This window comes from Escherichia sp. MR, assembly GCF_005280595.1.
Classification (GTDB): Bacteria; Pseudomonadota; Gammaproteobacteria; order Enterobacterales; family Enterobacteriaceae; genus Escherichia; species Escherichia ruysiae.
In genome coordinates, this window is the sequence record NZ_SZVK01000040.1 from 1 (window position 1) to 13,994 (window position 13,994).

21 protein-coding genes are annotated in these 13,994 nt (G+C 48.9%); 6 read left to right on the forward strand and 15 right to left on the reverse strand.

What is annotated here, in order from left to right:
• Window positions 1–470 precede the first annotated feature (470 nt).
• A complete protein-coding gene (locus FC814_RS16030; RefSeq protein ID WP_085461310.1) occupies window positions 471–1,025 on the forward strand; it encodes a gamma carbonic anhydrase family protein in 555 nt (184 codons plus the stop codon).
• Here the strand turns inward: FC814_RS16030 and FC814_RS16035 are convergent.
• The 6 genes from FC814_RS16035 to dprA are packed head-to-tail and all read right to left on the reverse strand — an operon-like array spanning window position 1,001 to window position 4,795.
• Entirely contained in the window at window positions 1,001–1,258 is a 258-nt protein-coding gene (locus FC814_RS16035; protein WP_001070563.1) for a DUF1488 domain-containing protein, read from the reverse strand. The two genes, FC814_RS16030 and FC814_RS16035, sit on opposite strands and share 25 nt — an antisense overlap.
• Window positions 1,255–2,073 carry a shikimate dehydrogenase gene (gene aroE / locus FC814_RS16040; RefSeq protein ID WP_000409177.1) on the reverse strand — a complete coding sequence of 273 codons (819 nt, stop codon included), beginning with the start codon at window positions 2,071–2,073 and terminating at the stop codon, window positions 1,255–1,257. Before aroE ends, FC814_RS16035 begins: the two co-directional genes overlap by 4 nt.
• 4 nt (window positions 2,074–2,077) lie before the next feature.
• Window positions 2,078–2,650, reverse strand: a complete 573-nt coding sequence (gene tsaC / locus FC814_RS16045; RefSeq protein ID WP_010346162.1) for an L-threonylcarbamoyladenylate synthase type 1 TsaC — start codon at window positions 2,648–2,650, stop codon at window positions 2,078–2,080.
• 4 nt (window positions 2,651–2,654) lie between these two features.
• Window positions 2,655–3,197 carry a type I DNA topoisomerase gene (locus FC814_RS16050; protein ID WP_010346159.1) on the reverse strand — a complete coding sequence of 181 codons (543 nt, stop codon included), beginning with the start codon at window positions 3,195–3,197 and terminating at the stop codon, window positions 2,655–2,657.
• Window positions 3,198–3,225: 28 nt separating this feature from the next.
• Window positions 3,226–3,699 carry a DUF494 family protein Smg gene (smg, locus tag FC814_RS16055; protein ID WP_000460672.1) on the reverse strand — a complete coding sequence of 158 codons (474 nt, stop codon included), beginning with the start codon at window positions 3,697–3,699 and terminating at the stop codon, window positions 3,226–3,228.
• Window positions 3,671–4,795, reverse strand: a complete 1,125-nt coding sequence (gene dprA, locus FC814_RS16060; protein WP_000228513.1) for a DNA-protecting protein DprA — start codon at window positions 4,793–4,795, stop codon at window positions 3,671–3,673. The genes smg and dprA overlap by 29 nt, the downstream gene beginning before the upstream one ends.
• 129 nt (window positions 4,796–4,924) lie before the next feature.
• On the opposite strand from dprA, the gene def reads away from it, so the two are divergent.
• The 5 genes from def (at window position 4,925) to mscL (ending at window position 9,675) form a co-directional block, all read left to right on the forward strand.
• Window positions 4,925–5,434 carry a peptide deformylase gene (gene def / locus FC814_RS16065; protein ID WP_000114984.1) on the forward strand — a complete coding sequence of 170 codons (510 nt, stop codon included), beginning with the start codon at window positions 4,925–4,927 and terminating at the stop codon, window positions 5,432–5,434.
• Between the two features lie 14 nt (window positions 5,435–5,448).
• Entirely contained in the window at window positions 5,449–6,396 is a 948-nt protein-coding gene (gene fmt, locus FC814_RS16070; RefSeq protein WP_000004442.1) for a methionyl-tRNA formyltransferase, read from the forward strand.
• A gap of 51 nt (window positions 6,397–6,447) precedes the next feature.
• Entirely contained in the window at window positions 6,448–7,737 is a 1,290-nt protein-coding gene (gene rsmB, locus FC814_RS16075; protein ID WP_137326181.1) for a 16S rRNA (cytosine(967)-C(5))-methyltransferase RsmB, read from the forward strand.
• 21 nt (window positions 7,738–7,758) lie between these two features.
• Window positions 7,759–9,135: a Trk system potassium transporter TrkA gene (gene trkA, locus FC814_RS16080; protein WP_000691382.1), complete on the forward strand. Its 1,377-nt coding sequence runs from the start codon at window positions 7,759–7,761 to the stop codon at window positions 9,133–9,135.
• A gap of 129 nt (window positions 9,136–9,264) precedes the next feature.
• Complete coding sequence (gene mscL / locus FC814_RS16085; RefSeq protein ID WP_000022446.1) at window positions 9,265–9,675, forward strand: large-conductance mechanosensitive channel protein MscL; 411 nt, start codon at window positions 9,265–9,267, stop codon at window positions 9,673–9,675.
• Here mscL and arfA read toward each other — a convergent pair.
• From arfA to rpmJ, 9 genes are all read right to left on the reverse strand, one after another.
• Entirely contained in the window at window positions 9,672–9,890 is a 219-nt protein-coding gene (arfA, locus tag FC814_RS16090; protein ID WP_000092701.1) for an alternative ribosome-rescue factor ArfA, read from the reverse strand. The two genes, mscL and arfA, sit on opposite strands and share 4 nt — an antisense overlap.
• A gap of 55 nt (window positions 9,891–9,945) precedes the next feature.
• Complete coding sequence (zntR, locus tag FC814_RS16095) at window positions 9,946–10,371, reverse strand: Zn(2+)-responsive transcriptional regulator (protein WP_000285598.1); 426 nt, start codon at window positions 10,369–10,371, stop codon at window positions 9,946–9,948.
• 10 nt (window positions 10,372–10,381) lie between these two features.
• Window positions 10,382–10,750 (reverse strand): DUF1992 domain-containing protein, encoded by a 369-nt coding sequence (locus tag FC814_RS16100; protein ID WP_137326182.1) that lies wholly within the window; start codon window positions 10,748–10,750, stop codon window positions 10,382–10,384.
• Between the two features lie 106 nt (window positions 10,751–10,856).
• A complete protein-coding gene (rplQ, locus tag FC814_RS16105) occupies window positions 10,857–11,240 on the reverse strand; it encodes a 50S ribosomal protein L17 (RefSeq protein WP_001216368.1) in 384 nt (127 codons plus the stop codon).
• A 40-nt stretch (window positions 11,241–11,280) separates the two neighbouring features.
• A complete protein-coding gene (gene rpoA, locus FC814_RS16110) occupies window positions 11,281–12,270 on the reverse strand; it encodes a DNA-directed RNA polymerase subunit alpha (RefSeq protein ID WP_001162094.1) in 990 nt (329 codons plus the stop codon).
• 25 nt (window positions 12,271–12,295) lie between these two features.
• Entirely contained in the window at window positions 12,296–12,916 is a 621-nt protein-coding gene (gene rpsD / locus FC814_RS16115; RefSeq protein WP_000135224.1) for a 30S ribosomal protein S4, read from the reverse strand.
• 33 nt (window positions 12,917–12,949) lie between these two features.
• The gene (rpsK, locus tag FC814_RS16120; RefSeq protein ID WP_001029684.1) at window positions 12,950–13,339 is read right to left on the reverse strand and encodes a 30S ribosomal protein S11; all 390 of its coding nucleotides are present in this window, start codon (window positions 13,337–13,339) and stop codon (window positions 12,950–12,952) included.
• Between the two features lie 16 nt (window positions 13,340–13,355).
• Entirely contained in the window at window positions 13,356–13,712 is a 357-nt protein-coding gene (rpsM, locus tag FC814_RS16125; RefSeq protein ID WP_000090775.1) for a 30S ribosomal protein S13, read from the reverse strand.
• A gap of 146 nt (window positions 13,713–13,858) precedes the next feature.
• Window positions 13,859–13,975: a 50S ribosomal protein L36 gene (gene rpmJ, locus FC814_RS16130; protein WP_000868187.1), complete on the reverse strand. Its 117-nt coding sequence runs from the start codon at window positions 13,973–13,975 to the stop codon at window positions 13,859–13,861.
• Window positions 13,976–13,994: the final 19 nt, after the last annotated feature.

Genomic DNA, 13,994 nt, shown 5'->3' on the forward strand with positions numbered 1-13,994 from the left:
AAAGTTTGATGCTCAAAGAATTAAACTTCGTAATGAATTACGTGTTCACTCTTGAGACTTGGTATTCATTTATCGTCCGAGGACGTTAAGAATCCGCATCTTCGAGTGCCCACACAGATTGTCTGATAAATTGTTAAAGAGCAGTTGCGACGCGGCTTTCAGCTCACTGTCGCGAGGTGGCGTATATTACGCTTTCCTCTTTCAGAGTCAACCCTGAATTTCAGGATTTTTCTCTTCGTTGTTACGACCATCTTGTGAAGTGTTTCACGTTGTCGTCTCAACGGAGGCGCATTATAGGGATCCCAATTTTTTGCACAAGTACTTTTTTGATCTTTTTTTCTGTTTGTTCTTTTTTCAGCCTCTTTGCTGCATTCACATGCAAAATGGCGCATTTTTACATAGCAAAACACTTGCGCAAGGCTAATAAAGCACCCAAAGTCATAGATAAATCATTTTTCGTTGAGGTAAGTATGTCAGACACTCTACGCCCATACCGGGATCTTTTTCCACAAATCGGTCAGCGAGTCATGATTGACAGTAGCAGTGTGATTATTGGTGATGTTCGGTTGGCCGATGATGTGGGGATCTGGCCACTTGTTGTAATTCGTGGTGATGTTAATTATGTTCAGATCGGCGCCCGAACCAATATCCAGGATGGCAGCGTCTTACACGTGACCCATAAATCAACGGCTAATCCACAAGGCAATCCGTTAATCGTCGGCGAAGACGTTACGGTTGGACATAAAGTGATGCTCCACGGCTGCACCATTGGCAATCGAGTTTTGGTTGGGATGGGCTCAATTTTACTTGATGGCGCAATAGTAGAAGATGATGTGATGATTGGTGCGGGTAGCCTGGTCCCACAAAATAAACGGCTGGAGAGCGGATATCTGTATCTCGGTAGCCCCGTCAAACAGATCCGCCCGTTAAGTGATGAAGAGAAGGCTGGGTTACGCTATTCCGCGAATAATTACGTCAAATGGAAAGACGAATATCTGGATCAGGGTAACCAGACCCAGCCTTGATCATCTTCACTTTGTTCCTGAATTAAGTTTTCCGCTTCTTCTTCCAGGTCCCAGCGATGCTGACGAAAACTCGCTAACCACTGTTCTGGCGTATCTCCAGTAAAGCGATACGCCAGGCTCTCGCCAGAGATCGCACATGTCAGTTGCATGCCATTCACGAGAGCGGGAAAACATACACATTTTTTATTCTCGTCCCACTCTTCCCTGTCTGGAAACTGGATGGCCTGATTCACACCGACAGCTCCTGTTGCAATTGTTTGATGACCGGTTCTACATCAGGCAGAACGCCATGCCAAAGAAGGAAGGCATGAGCCGCCTGTGCCACCAGCATCCCTAAACCATCAGCATTATGCTTTGAGCCTCGCTGCTCACACCATGCCAGAAAAGGTGTTTTTCCTTTCTGATAGAACATGTCATAACAACAAATACCTGGATGGATGAGCGATGCTGGGATCGCGGGAATATCACCACTGATGCCACTGGATGTTGCATTAATAATGAGATCGAACTCATGACTTTCCAGTTCGTCCATACCCAACGCCTGAATACTGCCAGTATGCGCAAACAATTTAGCCAACTCTTCCGCGCGGGAAACCGTCCGATTAGTGATTGTCACCGCACAGTCCAGGGAAAGAAGTGGCAGTAGTACACCGCGAGATGCCCCGCCAGCGCCAATGAGCAGGATACGTAACCCGGGGCGGATAAAAGAGAGACGTTCCAGATCGCTTAACAAACCTACGCCATCGGTATTGTCACCCAGCAGGCGCCCATCTTCTAACTGCTTGAGGGTATTAACAGCACCAGCCAACGCTGCCCGTTCAGTGAGTTCATCCGCTCTGGCAAAAGCCTCTTCTTTAAAAGGCACCGTCACATTCGCACCTTTACCACCAGCACTAAAGAAAGCGTTCAGTGTGTTGATGAAATCATTGATGGGTGCCAACACGCGCCCATAGGGATGTTCAATATTCAGTTGCTGAGCAAATTGCTGATGAATGAATGGCGATTTGCTGTGGGCTATCGGATTACCAAAAACAGCATAGATTTCCATTATGTTACCCCTGTCGAAACAGTTCACCCGTCAGGGCATCGCGGATTTCTGAAGGATTTAAACGCCCCCCCGTTTCACCAGGCACAACCGGGAACGCCGCGCCAAATTGTGCGCGAACTTCGTCTACTGTCCGGCAAGGTGGCAATCCACTCAAGTTGGCACTAGTAGAAACCAGCGGTTTACCATAAGCCTGGCACAAAGCAATCACCAACGGATGGTCGGTGACTCGTACAGCAAGCGAATCAAAGCGCCCCGTCAACCAGCGCGGTGTTGTCGCAGGCGCGGGAAAGACAAAGGTGACAGGACCTGGCCAGCGGGAAAAAATGGTTTCACGCTGCGCGTCCGTCAGCATGCTGTCATCGATATAAGGTTTGAGCTGCTCGTAATTTGCTGCGATTAAAATCAGCCCCTTATCAACCGGACGCTGTTTTAACTCCAACAGTCGCATCACTGCAGTTTCGCTATCAGGATCGCACCCGACACCGAAAACAGCTTCCGTTGGATAGGCGATGACACGTTCTTCATTGAGGACATCTACCGCAGCCGCGATAGCGTCTCCTTGCAGGTTATTATTCACGTTATTATTCCGCCGAAACCGGCTTTCCACATTGTTTACTGGCACAGAAATGTTTAACACCCTGCGCGGTTTTCTTTTCGATGAGTAGCGGATAGTGACACTCAGGACACTCTCCGGCTATGGGTTTGAAGTTAATAGCAAATTGACACTCCGGGTAGCGATCACAGGAGTGGAATGTTTTGCCATAACGGGAGCGGCGCTGGACCAGATGACCCGTCCGACATTGGGGACATGTAATTGCCGTTTCGTCCGGTTTATCGATAAGTTCAGTATGTTCGCATTCTGGGTAGTTACTGCAGCCAATAAACATACCAAAGCGTCCCTGGCGTAATACCAGATTTGCGCTACATGCAGGGCAAACTTGCCCCTCCAGAACTTTGACGATATGCCCATCCGCTGAAGATTTCAGAGGACGGACGTAGTCACACGCCGGATACTGTGAGCACCCAAGAAACGGACCGTGTTTCCCGGATCGAATAACCAGATCAGCCCCGCACTTTGGGCAGGACTCATTATTACGCACCGTGAACAGTGCTGATTTCGCCATAACAACTTATGCTGAATTAAAGAAATGATTAATGCAGCATACCTTCATTCACTTCAAAGAGTAATTCTTCCATTTGCTGGTACGCATTTTCGCAACCCGGAATATTGAACAACACCATCAGGATCACCCATTTTAGATCTTCCAGGTCGAACTCTGCGGTATCCAGCGCGAGCACTCGCTCTATCACCATTTCACGGGTTTCAAGGTTAAGCACCTGAATTTGCTCAAGGAAAAGCAGAAAACCACGACAGCTGGCATCCAGTCTTTCACACTCTTCCGGGGTATAAATACGCATGGAGAGTGGATCAGAGGCCAGTTGCATTGGCTCTGCCAGTCCTTCCTGATAATCCGCAAGCTTTTCCAGCCAAAGCAGGGCATTGTAGATATCTTCTCGATCAAATCCTGCATCGGTAAGATCCTGTTCAAGTTTGTCTTGATCCACACGCAACTCAGCTTCTGTGTGAATATAGGTTTCAAACAAATACATTAGTACGTCGAACATGGCATGCCCTCCTCAATCGGACATAGCCGCCGGGTACTGCTGCGATCCACCCTGCTAACTCCAGTTCGAGTAGTTGAGTAACTACCTCTGGCACAGGTTGGCCGGCACGTTCAGCGACGACGTCAACAGGTGTTACCTCATCTCCTACGTTAGCCAGGAGCTCAGGAAATGGCAATGCCACGTCTTCCTGATCCGGTGAATAAAATGAATTTTCAGGGGCATCTGGCAACCAGTGCAATCCGTATTGCAAATTTTCCAGGATTTCTTCCGGTTCCGTCACAAGAGTCGCACCTTGTTTTATTAACCAGTGAGGCCCTTCGCTTCCCGGACTCCCTAATGGACCGGGCAAGGCAAAAACTTCTCGCCCCTGTTCAAGCGCACAACGTGCTGTCACCAAAGAACCACTACGTAAAGCAGCTTCTACCACCAGTACACCTTTACTTAGACCACTGATAATGCGATTTCTTCGCGGGAAATTGTAAGACAGTGGCGGAACATCCAGCGGAAATTCGGAAACGATAGCGCCTCCCTGTTCAAGCAGACTAGCGGCGAGTTGAGCATGGCGACGCGGATGGATGGTATTGAGTCCATTTCCCAAGACCGCAATACTAACGCCATTTACCTGTACCGCCGCTTTATGTGCCACACCGTCGATTCCACGCGCCAGCCCACTGGTAATCGTTACGCCACGTGTCGCCAGCGATTCGCAAAATAATCGTCCCCATCGCTCGCCATACCATGAATGAGCACGACTTCCCACGACGGCAAGCTGAAATGATCGCAATGCGGGAAGCCCCCCGGCAACAAACAGAGCACCGGGATAATCAACCGTTGCGAGAAGTTGAGGAGGATAAAATTCGCTATCCGCAGGGATTAAATGATGATTGGGTTGTTCAAGCCAACAAAGTGAGCTTTCAATACTCTTTTGCGGAAATGAAAGAAAGCGTTGTGCCTGCCGCAATGTAAGCCCTGTTTGCTGCAATACAACCGCATCAATATACGACTGTTTTGCCAGCCAGTGAGCGATACGAACCATATCATCACCGTACAAGCTGCTGATGCCCATCAGACGCAGCCAAATTTCTGTATCGACCATCCTTATCTCCCTGCCATAAGCAGCCTTAGCAATCTTTGCGATTGGTCAGTGATGCTGTCAATCAGAGGGGGATTTGTCTAGAATAGAAGAAATAATCTTTCTAACTCCTGAACACATCTCTGGAGATTTATGTCAGTTTTGCAAGTGTTACATATTCCGGACGAGCGGCTTCGCAAAGTTGCTAAACCGGTAGAAGAAGTGAATGCAGAAATTCAGCGTATCGTCGATGATATGTTCGAGACGATGTACGCAGAAGAAGGTATTGGCCTGGCTGCAACCCAGGTTGATATCCATCAACGTATCATTGTTATTGATGTTTCGGAAAACCGTGACGAACGGCTGGTGCTAATCAATCCGGAGCTTTTAGAAAAAAGCGGCGAAACAGGCATTGAAGAAGGTTGCCTGTCGATCCCTGAACAACGTGCTTTAGTGCCACGCGCTGAGAAAGTTAAAATTCGCGCCCTGGACCGCGACGGTAAACCATTTGAACTGGAAGCAGACGGCCTGTTAGCCATCTGTATTCAACATGAGATGGATCACCTGGTTGGCAAACTGTTTATGGATTATCTGTCACCGCTGAAACAACAACGTATTCGTCAGAAAGTTGAAAAACTGGATCGTCTGAAAGCCCGGGCTTAAGGATAAGAACTAACGTGTCAGAATCACTACGTATTATTTTTGCGGGTACACCTGACTTTGCAGCGCGTCATCTTGACGCGCTGTTGTCTTCTGGACATAACGTTGTTGGCGTGTTTACCCAACCCGACCGACCAGCAGGGCGCGGCAAAAAGCTGATGCCAAGTCCGGTCAAAATGCTGGCTGAAGAAAAAGGCTTACCCGTTTTTCAGCCTGTTTCTTTGCGTCCACAAGAAAACCAGCAACTGGTCGCTGACCTGCAAGCTGATGTTATGGTTGTCGTCGCCTATGGGCTGATTCTGCCTAAAGCTGTGCTGGAGATGCCACGTCTCGGCTGTATCAATGTTCATGGTTCACTGCTGCCTCGCTGGCGCGGTGCCGCGCCAATCCAACGTTCGTTATGGGCGGGAGATGCAGAAACCGGCGTGACCATTATGCAAATGGATGTCGGTTTGGACACTGGCGATATGCTTTATAAACTCTCCTGCCCGATCACTGCAGAAGATACCAGTGGTACGCTGTACGACAAGCTGGCAGAGCTTGGCCCACAAGGGCTTATCACCACGTTGAAACAACTGGCAGACGGGACGGCGAAACCAGAAGTTCAGGACGAAACTCTTGTCACTTACGCTGAAAAGCTAAGTAAAGAAGAAGCACGTATTGACTGGTCACTTTCGGCAGCACAGCTTGAACGCTGCATTCGCGCTTTCAATCCATGGCCGATGAGCTGGCTGGAAATTGAAGGACAGCCGGTTAAGGTCTGGAAAGCGTCGGTCATTGATACGCCAACAAAGGCTGCGCCAGGAACGATCCTTGAAGCCAACAAACAAGGCATCCAGGTTGCAACTGGTGATGGCATCCTGAACCTGCTCTCGTTACAACCTGCGGGTAAGAAAGCGATGAGCGCGCAAGACCTCCTGAATTCTCGTCGGGAATGGTTTGTTCCGGGCAACCGTCTGGCCTGATAGTCCACTCTTCTAAGCCCGGTCTTGCCGGGCATTTTTATTTTTATACTTATGAAAAAACAACGTAATTTACGTAGCATGGCGGCCCAGGCCGTTGAACAAGTCGTCGAACAAGGGCAATCATTAAGCAACATTCTGCCACCGCTACAGCAAAAAGTTTCCGATAAAGACAAAGCCCTTCTTCAAGAGTTGTGCTTTGGCGTATTGCGTACGCTCTCACAGCTAGACTGGCTGATTAATAAGTTAATGGCCCGTCCGATGACTGGCAAACAGCGTACTGTGCATTACCTGATTATGGTTGGTTTGTATCAACTGCTTTATACCCGCATTCCACCTCATGCTGCGCTGGCTGAAACGGTTGAAGGTGCTGTCGCAATTAAGCGCCCGCAACTTAAGGGGCTGATTAACGGCGTGTTACGCCAGTTCCAGCGTCAGCAAGAAGAGTTATTAGCCGAGTTTAATGCCAGTGATGCACGTTATCTACATCCTTCCTGGTTGCTGAAGCGTCTGCAAAAAGCGTATCCAGAGCAGTGGCAATCCATCGTCAAAGCCAATAACCAGCGTCCGCCAATGTGGCTGCGCGTTAATCGTATGCATAATTCCCGCGATAACTGGATTGCACTTCTGGAAGAGGCTGGTATGCAAGGCTTCCCACATGCGGATTACCCGGATGCTGTACGCCTGGAAACACCCGCACCTGTTCATGCGCTACCCGGTTTTGAAGAAGGATGGGTTACCGTTCAGGATGCATCAGCACAAGGTTGCATGACCTGGCTTGCTCCACAAAATGGTGAATACATTCTGGATCTTTGTGCCGCCCCCGGCGGTAAAACAACGCATATCCTTGAAGTGGCACCAGAAGCGCAAGTGCTGGCGGTCGATATTGATGAGCAACGGCTCTCTCGCGTTTACGACAATTTAAAACGCCTTGGTATGAAGGCAATCGTGAAACAAGGTGATGGCCGTTACCCTTCCCAATGGTGTGGCGAGCAACAGTTTGATCGCATTTTATTAGATGCGCCTTGTTCGGCAACCGGTGTGATTCGTCGCCATCCGGATATTAAATGGTTGCGTCGCGATCGCGATATCCCGGAACTCGCTCAGTTGCAGTCTGAAATCCTTGACGCCATCTGGCCACATTTAAAATCCGGTGGAACCCTGGTTTATGCTACCTGTTCGGTGTTGCCGGAAGAGAATAGCCAGCAGATTAAAGCCTTTTTGCAACGTACTGATGATGCCGTACTTTGCGAAACAGGAACACCTGAGCAACCTGGTAAGCAAAATCTTCCAGGCGCCGAAGACGGTGACGGCTTCTTTTACGCTAAGCTAATCAAAAAGTGATGAGATAACGGGTCGCGACTGATGAAAATTATCATTCTGGGTGCCGGTCAGGTTGGCGGCACGCTGGCGGAAAACCTGGTTGGCGAGAACAACGATATTACCGTTGTCGATACTAATGGTGAGCGTCTGCGGACCTTGCAGGATAAATTTGATCTGCGTGTTGTGCAGGGGCATGGCTCTCATCCACGCGTATTGCGAGAGGCAGGTGCCGACGACGCCGATATGCTGGTTGCTGTAACTAGTTCAGATGAAACTAATATGGTTGCCTGCCAGGTAGCCTACTCACTTTTCAACACCCCTAATCGCATCGCTCGTATCCGCTCGCCGGACTACGTTCGAGATGCTGATAAGCTATTCCATTCTGATGCCGTACCGATTGATCATCTGATCGCGCCAGAGCAGTTGGTTATCGATAATATTTACCGACTGATTGAGTATCCCGGCGCATTGCAGGTGGTGAACTTCGCTGAGGGTAAAGTCAGTCTGGCTGTGGTTAAAGCCTATTATGGTGGCCCGCTGATTGGTAATGCACTTTCGACCATGCGCGAACATATGCCACATATCGATACTCGTGTGGCAGCAATTTTCCGCCACGATCGCCCCATTCGTCCGCAAGGTTCGACCATCGTTGAAGCTGGTGATGAAGTGTTCTTTATTGCTGCTTCACAGCATATCCGCGCGGTGATGAGCGAATTACAACGTCTGGAAAAACCGTATAAGCGGATTATGCTGGTAGGCGGCGGCAATATCGGCGCTGGACTGGCGCGTCGTCTGGAAAAAGATTACAGCGTCAAACTCATCGAACGTAATCAGCAGCGCGCTGCCGAACTGGCGGAAAAGTTGCAGAATACGATCGTCTTTTTTGGCGATGCGTCGGATCAGGAACTGCTGGCTGAAGAACATATTGATCAAGTTGATCTGTTTATTGCCGTCACCAACGATGACGAAGCCAATATCATGTCCGCCATGCTTGCCAAACGTATGGGGGCAAAAAAGGTGATGGTGTTGATCCAACGTCGCGCTTATGTGGATCTGGTTCAAGGAAGCGTGATCGATATTGCGATTTCACCGCAACAAGCAACTATATCTGCGTTGCTTAGTCATGTGCGAAAAGCTGATATTGTTGGTGTTTCCTCACTCCGTCGAGGTGTGGCTGAAGCTATTGAAGCTGTTGCTCACGGTGATGAGAGCACTTCTCGTGTTGTTGGTCGGGTTATTGATGAAATTAAACTGCCACCGGGGACAATCATCGGTGCGGTGGTACGCGGAAACGACGTGATGATTGCTAATGATAATTTACGTATTGAGCAAGGCGATCACGTGATTATGTTTCTTACAGATAAAAAGTTTATTACCGACGTCGAAAGACTCTTCCAGCCAAGCCCTTTCTTTTTGTAATTAATAAGGCGTCTAATGACGCCTTATTATTTCCCTTTGATTATCAAGGATTAATTAAATTCATTCCTGGCAGGAAAATGGCTTAACATTTGTTAGACTTATAAATGTCAGTTTCATAGGGAGAATAACATGAGCATTATTAAAGAATTTCGCGAATTTGCGATGCGCGGGAATGTAGTGGATTTGGCTGTAGGTGTCATTATCGGCGCCGCATTCGGTAAGATCGTCTCTTCACTGGTTGCTGATATCATCATGCCGCCGCTGGGTTTATTAATTGGCGGGATCGACTTTAAACAGTTTGCTGTCACATTACGCGATGCGCAGGGGGATGTACCCGCTGTTGTTATGCATTACGGCGTCTTCATTCAAAACGTATTTGATTTTCTGATTGTTGCCTTTGCCATCTTTATGGCGATTAAGCTAATCAACAAACTGAATCGGAAAAAAGAAGAACCGGCGGCGGCTCCAGCACCAACTAAAGAAGAAGTATTACTGACAGAAATTCGTGATTTGCTGAAAGAGCAGAATAACCGCTCTTAACAAGCGCCAGAAAGCAGAAGGCCAGTGGTAAAAAAGCGATTCACTTTCTTGCCACTGGCCTCCCAGTTCCCCCGATTGCCATGTTTTCCTTTTCGCATATAGCTGCCTTTCCCTTTTTTATTTTTCTCTACGCGTTGTCTGAACAGGGGGTCATGCAGTAATGCTTCTATCGCATTATCCTTTATCTGCCCTTTAGTATGCTGATATCGGCTCATAAAAACTCCAGTTGGTTGTTTAACGGCGCGAGTGTAATCCCGCCAGGGCAATAAATCAACAGCCACTCTTAACGCCACTCGCCCCTTGTTCAAGAGCTTCAAGAATCGAACAATAAACGCTGCTATGGGCTGTCCCACAACAGGCATCATTAAGCCGTTGCAGTGAACGTTGCATACTCTGCAACTCGGCTATCCGCGCTTCCACTTCCTGTAATCTTTCCTGCACAATGCCTTTTGATTCCTGACAGGTATGGTGCTCAGGATCGATACGGATCGACAGTAATTCTCGGATCGACTCAAGGCTGAAACCGAGCTGTCTGGCGTGACGAATAAACTTCAAACGTTGGAGATCGCTTTCAGTATAAAGACGAAAACCACCTTCGGTACGCACTTCATGATCCATCATTTGTTGCTTTTCGTAATAACGAATCGTGTCAGGCGTCACTTCCGCCATTTTTGCCAGCTCACCAATACGATACATATTTACTCCATTAGTTCTCATTGATTTTATTCAACAATTTTTCAGCATACTCACCACGTAAAAACTCGGTGCTCAATCCTGCTTGTCGCAGCTTTAACTCCAGTAATAACAACCGACGACTAACTTCATGATATTGCGGATCGTCATGATGAATACCTTTGAGGATATCCAGAAGTTGAATTGCCTCCTTTCGTTGCTCAAGTTCTGGCGGTAAGCAACCTGCATTCTTCAACAAGCGATACCCCGCACGTAATTCCGGTGGCACGTGGGAATCATCATCAAGTATCAATGGCTCGCCGCTACCGGGCAGGTTATCAAACTCACCTTTCGCTTGCGCTTCTGATATATGGCGCTCTGCCCACTGGTCAAGTAACCACATAAATACTCCAGGGGATGAACAAAAAGAGTACAGCTATTGTAGATAAGTGGGGATACTGCGGGTATAAAAAAACCCGCCGGGGCGGGTTTTTTTACGTTGCTTCAGATTACTCTGCAGCAGCTTCTGCTTTCTCTGAACGATCAACCAGCTCGATGTAAGCCATCGGCGCGTTGTCGCCTGCACGGAAACCACACTTCAGAATACGAGTGTAACCACCGGCACGGCTCGCGAAACGCGGGCCCAGTTCGTTAAACAGTTTTGCCACGATCTCGTTATCACGAGTACGGGCGAATGCCAGACGACGATTAGCAACGCTATCAGTCTTGGCAAGAGTAATCAGCGGCTCAACTACGCGGCGCAGCTCTTTCGCTTTAGGCAGAGTCGTCTTGATGATTTCATGACGAACCAGTGAACCTGCCATATTACGGAACATAGCCTGGCGATGGCTGCTGTTGCGGTTCAGTTGACGACCACTCTTACGATGGCGCATGACCTTATCCTTCTCAGTAAAACCTTAACCTGTGATCCGGTTACTCGTCAGCGATGCTTGCCGGTGGCCAGTTTTCCAGGCGCATACCCAGAGACAGTCCACGGGAAGCCAGCACGTCTTTAATCTCAGTAAGAGATTTTTTACCAAGGTTAGGCGTTTTAAGGAGCTCAACCTCGGTACGCTGTACCAGATCACCGATATAGTGGATAGCTTCTGCTTTAAGGCAGTTAGCAGAGCGGACAGTCAATTCCAGATCGTCAACAGGGCGCAGCAGGATCGGATCGAACTCTGGTTTCTCTTCTTTCACTTCCGGCTGACGTACATCACGTAAGTCAACGAAAGCTTCCAGTTGTTCAGCCAGAATGGTTGCCGCACGACGAATCGCCTCTTCAGGATCGATTGTGCCGTTGGTTTCCATTTCGATGACCAGCTTGTCCAGGTCGGTACGCTGTTCTACACGCGCTGCTTCAACATTGTAGGCAATACGCTCTACAGGGCTGTAGCATGCGTCGACCAGCAGACGGCCGATTGGGCGCTCATCTTCTTCCGAATGAATTCGGGTAGAAGCCGGCACATAACCACGACCGCGCTGAACTTTGATACGCATGCTAATAGACGCGTTCTCATCGGTCAGGTGGCAGATCACGTGCTGCGGCTTGACGATTTCGACATCACCGTCGTGGGTGATATCGGCTGCAGTCACAGGGCCAATGCCAGATTTATTCAAGGTAAGAATAACTTCATCTTTGCCCTGAACTCTCACCGCCAGCCCTTTCAGGTTGAGCAGGATTTCCAGGATATCTTCCTGAACGCCTTCTTTGGTGCTGTACTCATGTAGTACACCATCAATCTCAACCTCGGTCACCGCGCAACCCGGCATCGATGAGAGCAGAATACGGCGCAGTGCGTTACCCAGAGTATGGCCAAAGCCACGCTCTAAAGGCTCAAGGGTCACCTTGGCGTGCGTCGAACTCACTTGCTCGATATCAACCAGGCGCGGTTTTAGAAACTCTGTCACAGAACCCTGCATTGTGTCCTCTCTTTGGTACTAAGCTTTACTTGGAGTAAAGCTCGACGATCAGGTGTTCGTTAATGTCCGCAGACAGATCAGAACGCTCCGGCTTACGCTTAAACGTACCTTCCATCTTGCCAGCATCAACTTCCAGCCAGGTTGGCTTTTCACGCTGCTCAGCCAGCTCCAGAGCGGCTTTCACGCGAGACTGCTTCTTCGCTTTCTCACGAATGCTTACAACGTCATTCGGACTAACCTGATAAGAAGCGATGTTAACAACACGACCGTTTACCATAATTGCTTTATGGCTAACCAGCTGACGTGCTTCTGCACGAGTGGCACCGAAGCCCATACGGTATACAACGTTGTCCAGACGACCTTCCAGCAGAGCCAACAGGTTTTCACCGGTGTTGCCTTTCAGACGTGCTGCTTCTTTATAGTAGTTACGGAACTGACGCTCCAGCACACCATAGATACGGCGAACTTTTTGCTTTTCACGCAACTGCACACCATAGTCAGACAGACGCGGTTTACGCGCACCGTGCTGGCCAGGAGCTTGTTCAATTTTACACTTGGTATCGATCGCGCGAACGCCAGACTTAAGGAATAAGTCGGTGCCCTCACGACGGCTCAGCTTGAGCTTAGGACCCAAATATCTTGCCATTTTCTTTCTCCAACAAACCTGGAAAACGAAGCGTTATACGCGACGTTTTTTCGGCGGACGACAACCGTTATGAGGGATCGGAGTCACATCAGTAATGTTAGTGATGCGGAAACCTGCGGCGTTCAGAGCACGAATAGTAGATTCGCGGCCTGGACCCGGACCTTTAACCATAACTTCCAGATTCTTGATGCCGTATTCTTTCACGGCGTCAGCGCAACGCTCTGCTGCAACCTGAGCTGCAAACGGAGTGGATTTGCGAGAACCACGGAAACCGGAACCACCGGCAGTTGCCCAACCCAACGCGTTACCCTGACGATCAGTGATAGTCACGATGGTGTTGTTGAAAGAAGCATGGATATGAGCCACGCCGTCAGAGACTTGTTTTCTTACACGTTTACGTGCACGAATTGGTGCCTTTGCCATTATTCAATCACCCCGATTATTTCTTGATCGGTTTGCGCGGACCCTTACGGGTACGTGCGTTGGTCTTGGTACGCTGACCGCGAACCGGGAGACCACGACGATGACGCAAACCGCGATAGCAACCAAGATCCATCAGGCGCTTGATGCTCATGCTGATTTCACGGCGCAGATCACCTTCAACGACAAATTTGGCAACTTCGTCACGCAGCGTGTCGATTTGTCCTTCAGACAGCTCACTGATCTTAACATCTTCAGCGATACCCGCTGCAGCCAGGATGGCTTTGGAACGGGTCTTGCCGACGCCATAAATCGAAGTTAATGCGATTACGGCATGCTTATGATCAGGAATGTTAATGCCTGCTATACGGGCCACTATGCACTCCTACTATTTAATATGTACGTTCCATGCTGAAAAGCCCGTTTTCAGGATACTCAAATGGAAACGCACAGACATACAAAAGATTGGCTGGCTAATCTAGCCAGCTCAACCCAACTTTGCAAGAAAAATATGCGAATAAATCAGCCTTGGCGCTGTTTATGCTTCGGCTCGGCACTGCAAATCACACGGATGACACCATCACGCTTAACGATTTTGCAGTTACGGCATAATTTCTTGACGGAAGCACGAACTTTCATTTTTACTCTCCGTAACTTC

What these genes read in the sequence shown, in the direction of transcription:
- rpsD (WP_000135224.1), bottom strand. Translation starts at nt 12,916, where the DNA reads ATGGCAAGATATTTGGGTCCTAAGCTCAAGCTGAGCCGTCGTGAGGGC.
- rplQ (WP_001216368.1), bottom strand. Translation starts at nt 11,240, where the DNA reads ATGCGCCATCGTAAGAGTGGTCGTCAACTGAACCGCAACAGCAGCCAT.
- rsmB (WP_137326181.1), top strand. Translation starts at nt 6,448, where the DNA reads ATGAAAAAACAACGTAATTTACGTAGCATGGCGGCCCAGGCCGTTGAA.
- rpmJ (WP_000868187.1), bottom strand. Translation starts at nt 13,975, where the DNA reads ATGAAAGTTCGTGCTTCCGTCAAGAAATTATGCCGTAACTGCAAAATC.
- rpsK (WP_001029684.1), bottom strand. Translation starts at nt 13,339, where the DNA reads ATGGCAAAGGCACCAATTCGTGCACGTAAACGTGTAAGAAAACAAGTC.
- arfA (WP_000092701.1), bottom strand. Translation starts at nt 9,890, where the DNA reads ATGAGCCGATATCAGCATACTAAAGGGCAGATAAAGGATAATGCGATA.
- FC814_RS16050 (WP_010346159.1), bottom strand. Translation starts at nt 3,197, where the DNA reads ATGGCGAAATCAGCACTGTTCACGGTGCGTAATAATGAGTCCTGCCCA.
- FC814_RS16030 (WP_085461310.1), top strand. Translation starts at nt 471, where the DNA reads ATGTCAGACACTCTACGCCCATACCGGGATCTTTTTCCACAAATCGGT.
- smg (WP_000460672.1), bottom strand. Translation starts at nt 3,699, where the DNA reads ATGTTCGACGTACTAATGTATTTGTTTGAAACCTATATTCACACAGAA.
- trkA (WP_000691382.1), top strand. Translation starts at nt 7,759, where the DNA reads ATGAAAATTATCATTCTGGGTGCCGGTCAGGTTGGCGGCACGCTGGCG.
- FC814_RS16100 (WP_137326182.1), bottom strand. Translation starts at nt 10,750, where the DNA reads ATGTGGTTACTTGACCAGTGGGCAGAGCGCCATATATCAGAAGCGCAA.
- dprA (WP_000228513.1), bottom strand. Translation starts at nt 4,795, where the DNA reads ATGGTCGATACAGAAATTTGGCTGCGTCTGATGGGCATCAGCAGCTTG.
- zntR (WP_000285598.1), bottom strand. Translation starts at nt 10,371, where the DNA reads ATGTATCGTATTGGTGAGCTGGCAAAAATGGCGGAAGTGACGCCTGAC.
- aroE (WP_000409177.1), bottom strand. Translation starts at nt 2,073, where the DNA reads ATGGAAATCTATGCTGTTTTTGGTAATCCGATAGCCCACAGCAAATCG.
- mscL (WP_000022446.1), top strand. Translation starts at nt 9,265, where the DNA reads ATGAGCATTATTAAAGAATTTCGCGAATTTGCGATGCGCGGGAATGTA.
- rpoA (WP_001162094.1), bottom strand. Translation starts at nt 12,270, where the DNA reads ATGCAGGGTTCTGTGACAGAGTTTCTAAAACCGCGCCTGGTTGATATC.
- def (WP_000114984.1), top strand. Translation starts at nt 4,925, where the DNA reads ATGTCAGTTTTGCAAGTGTTACATATTCCGGACGAGCGGCTTCGCAAA.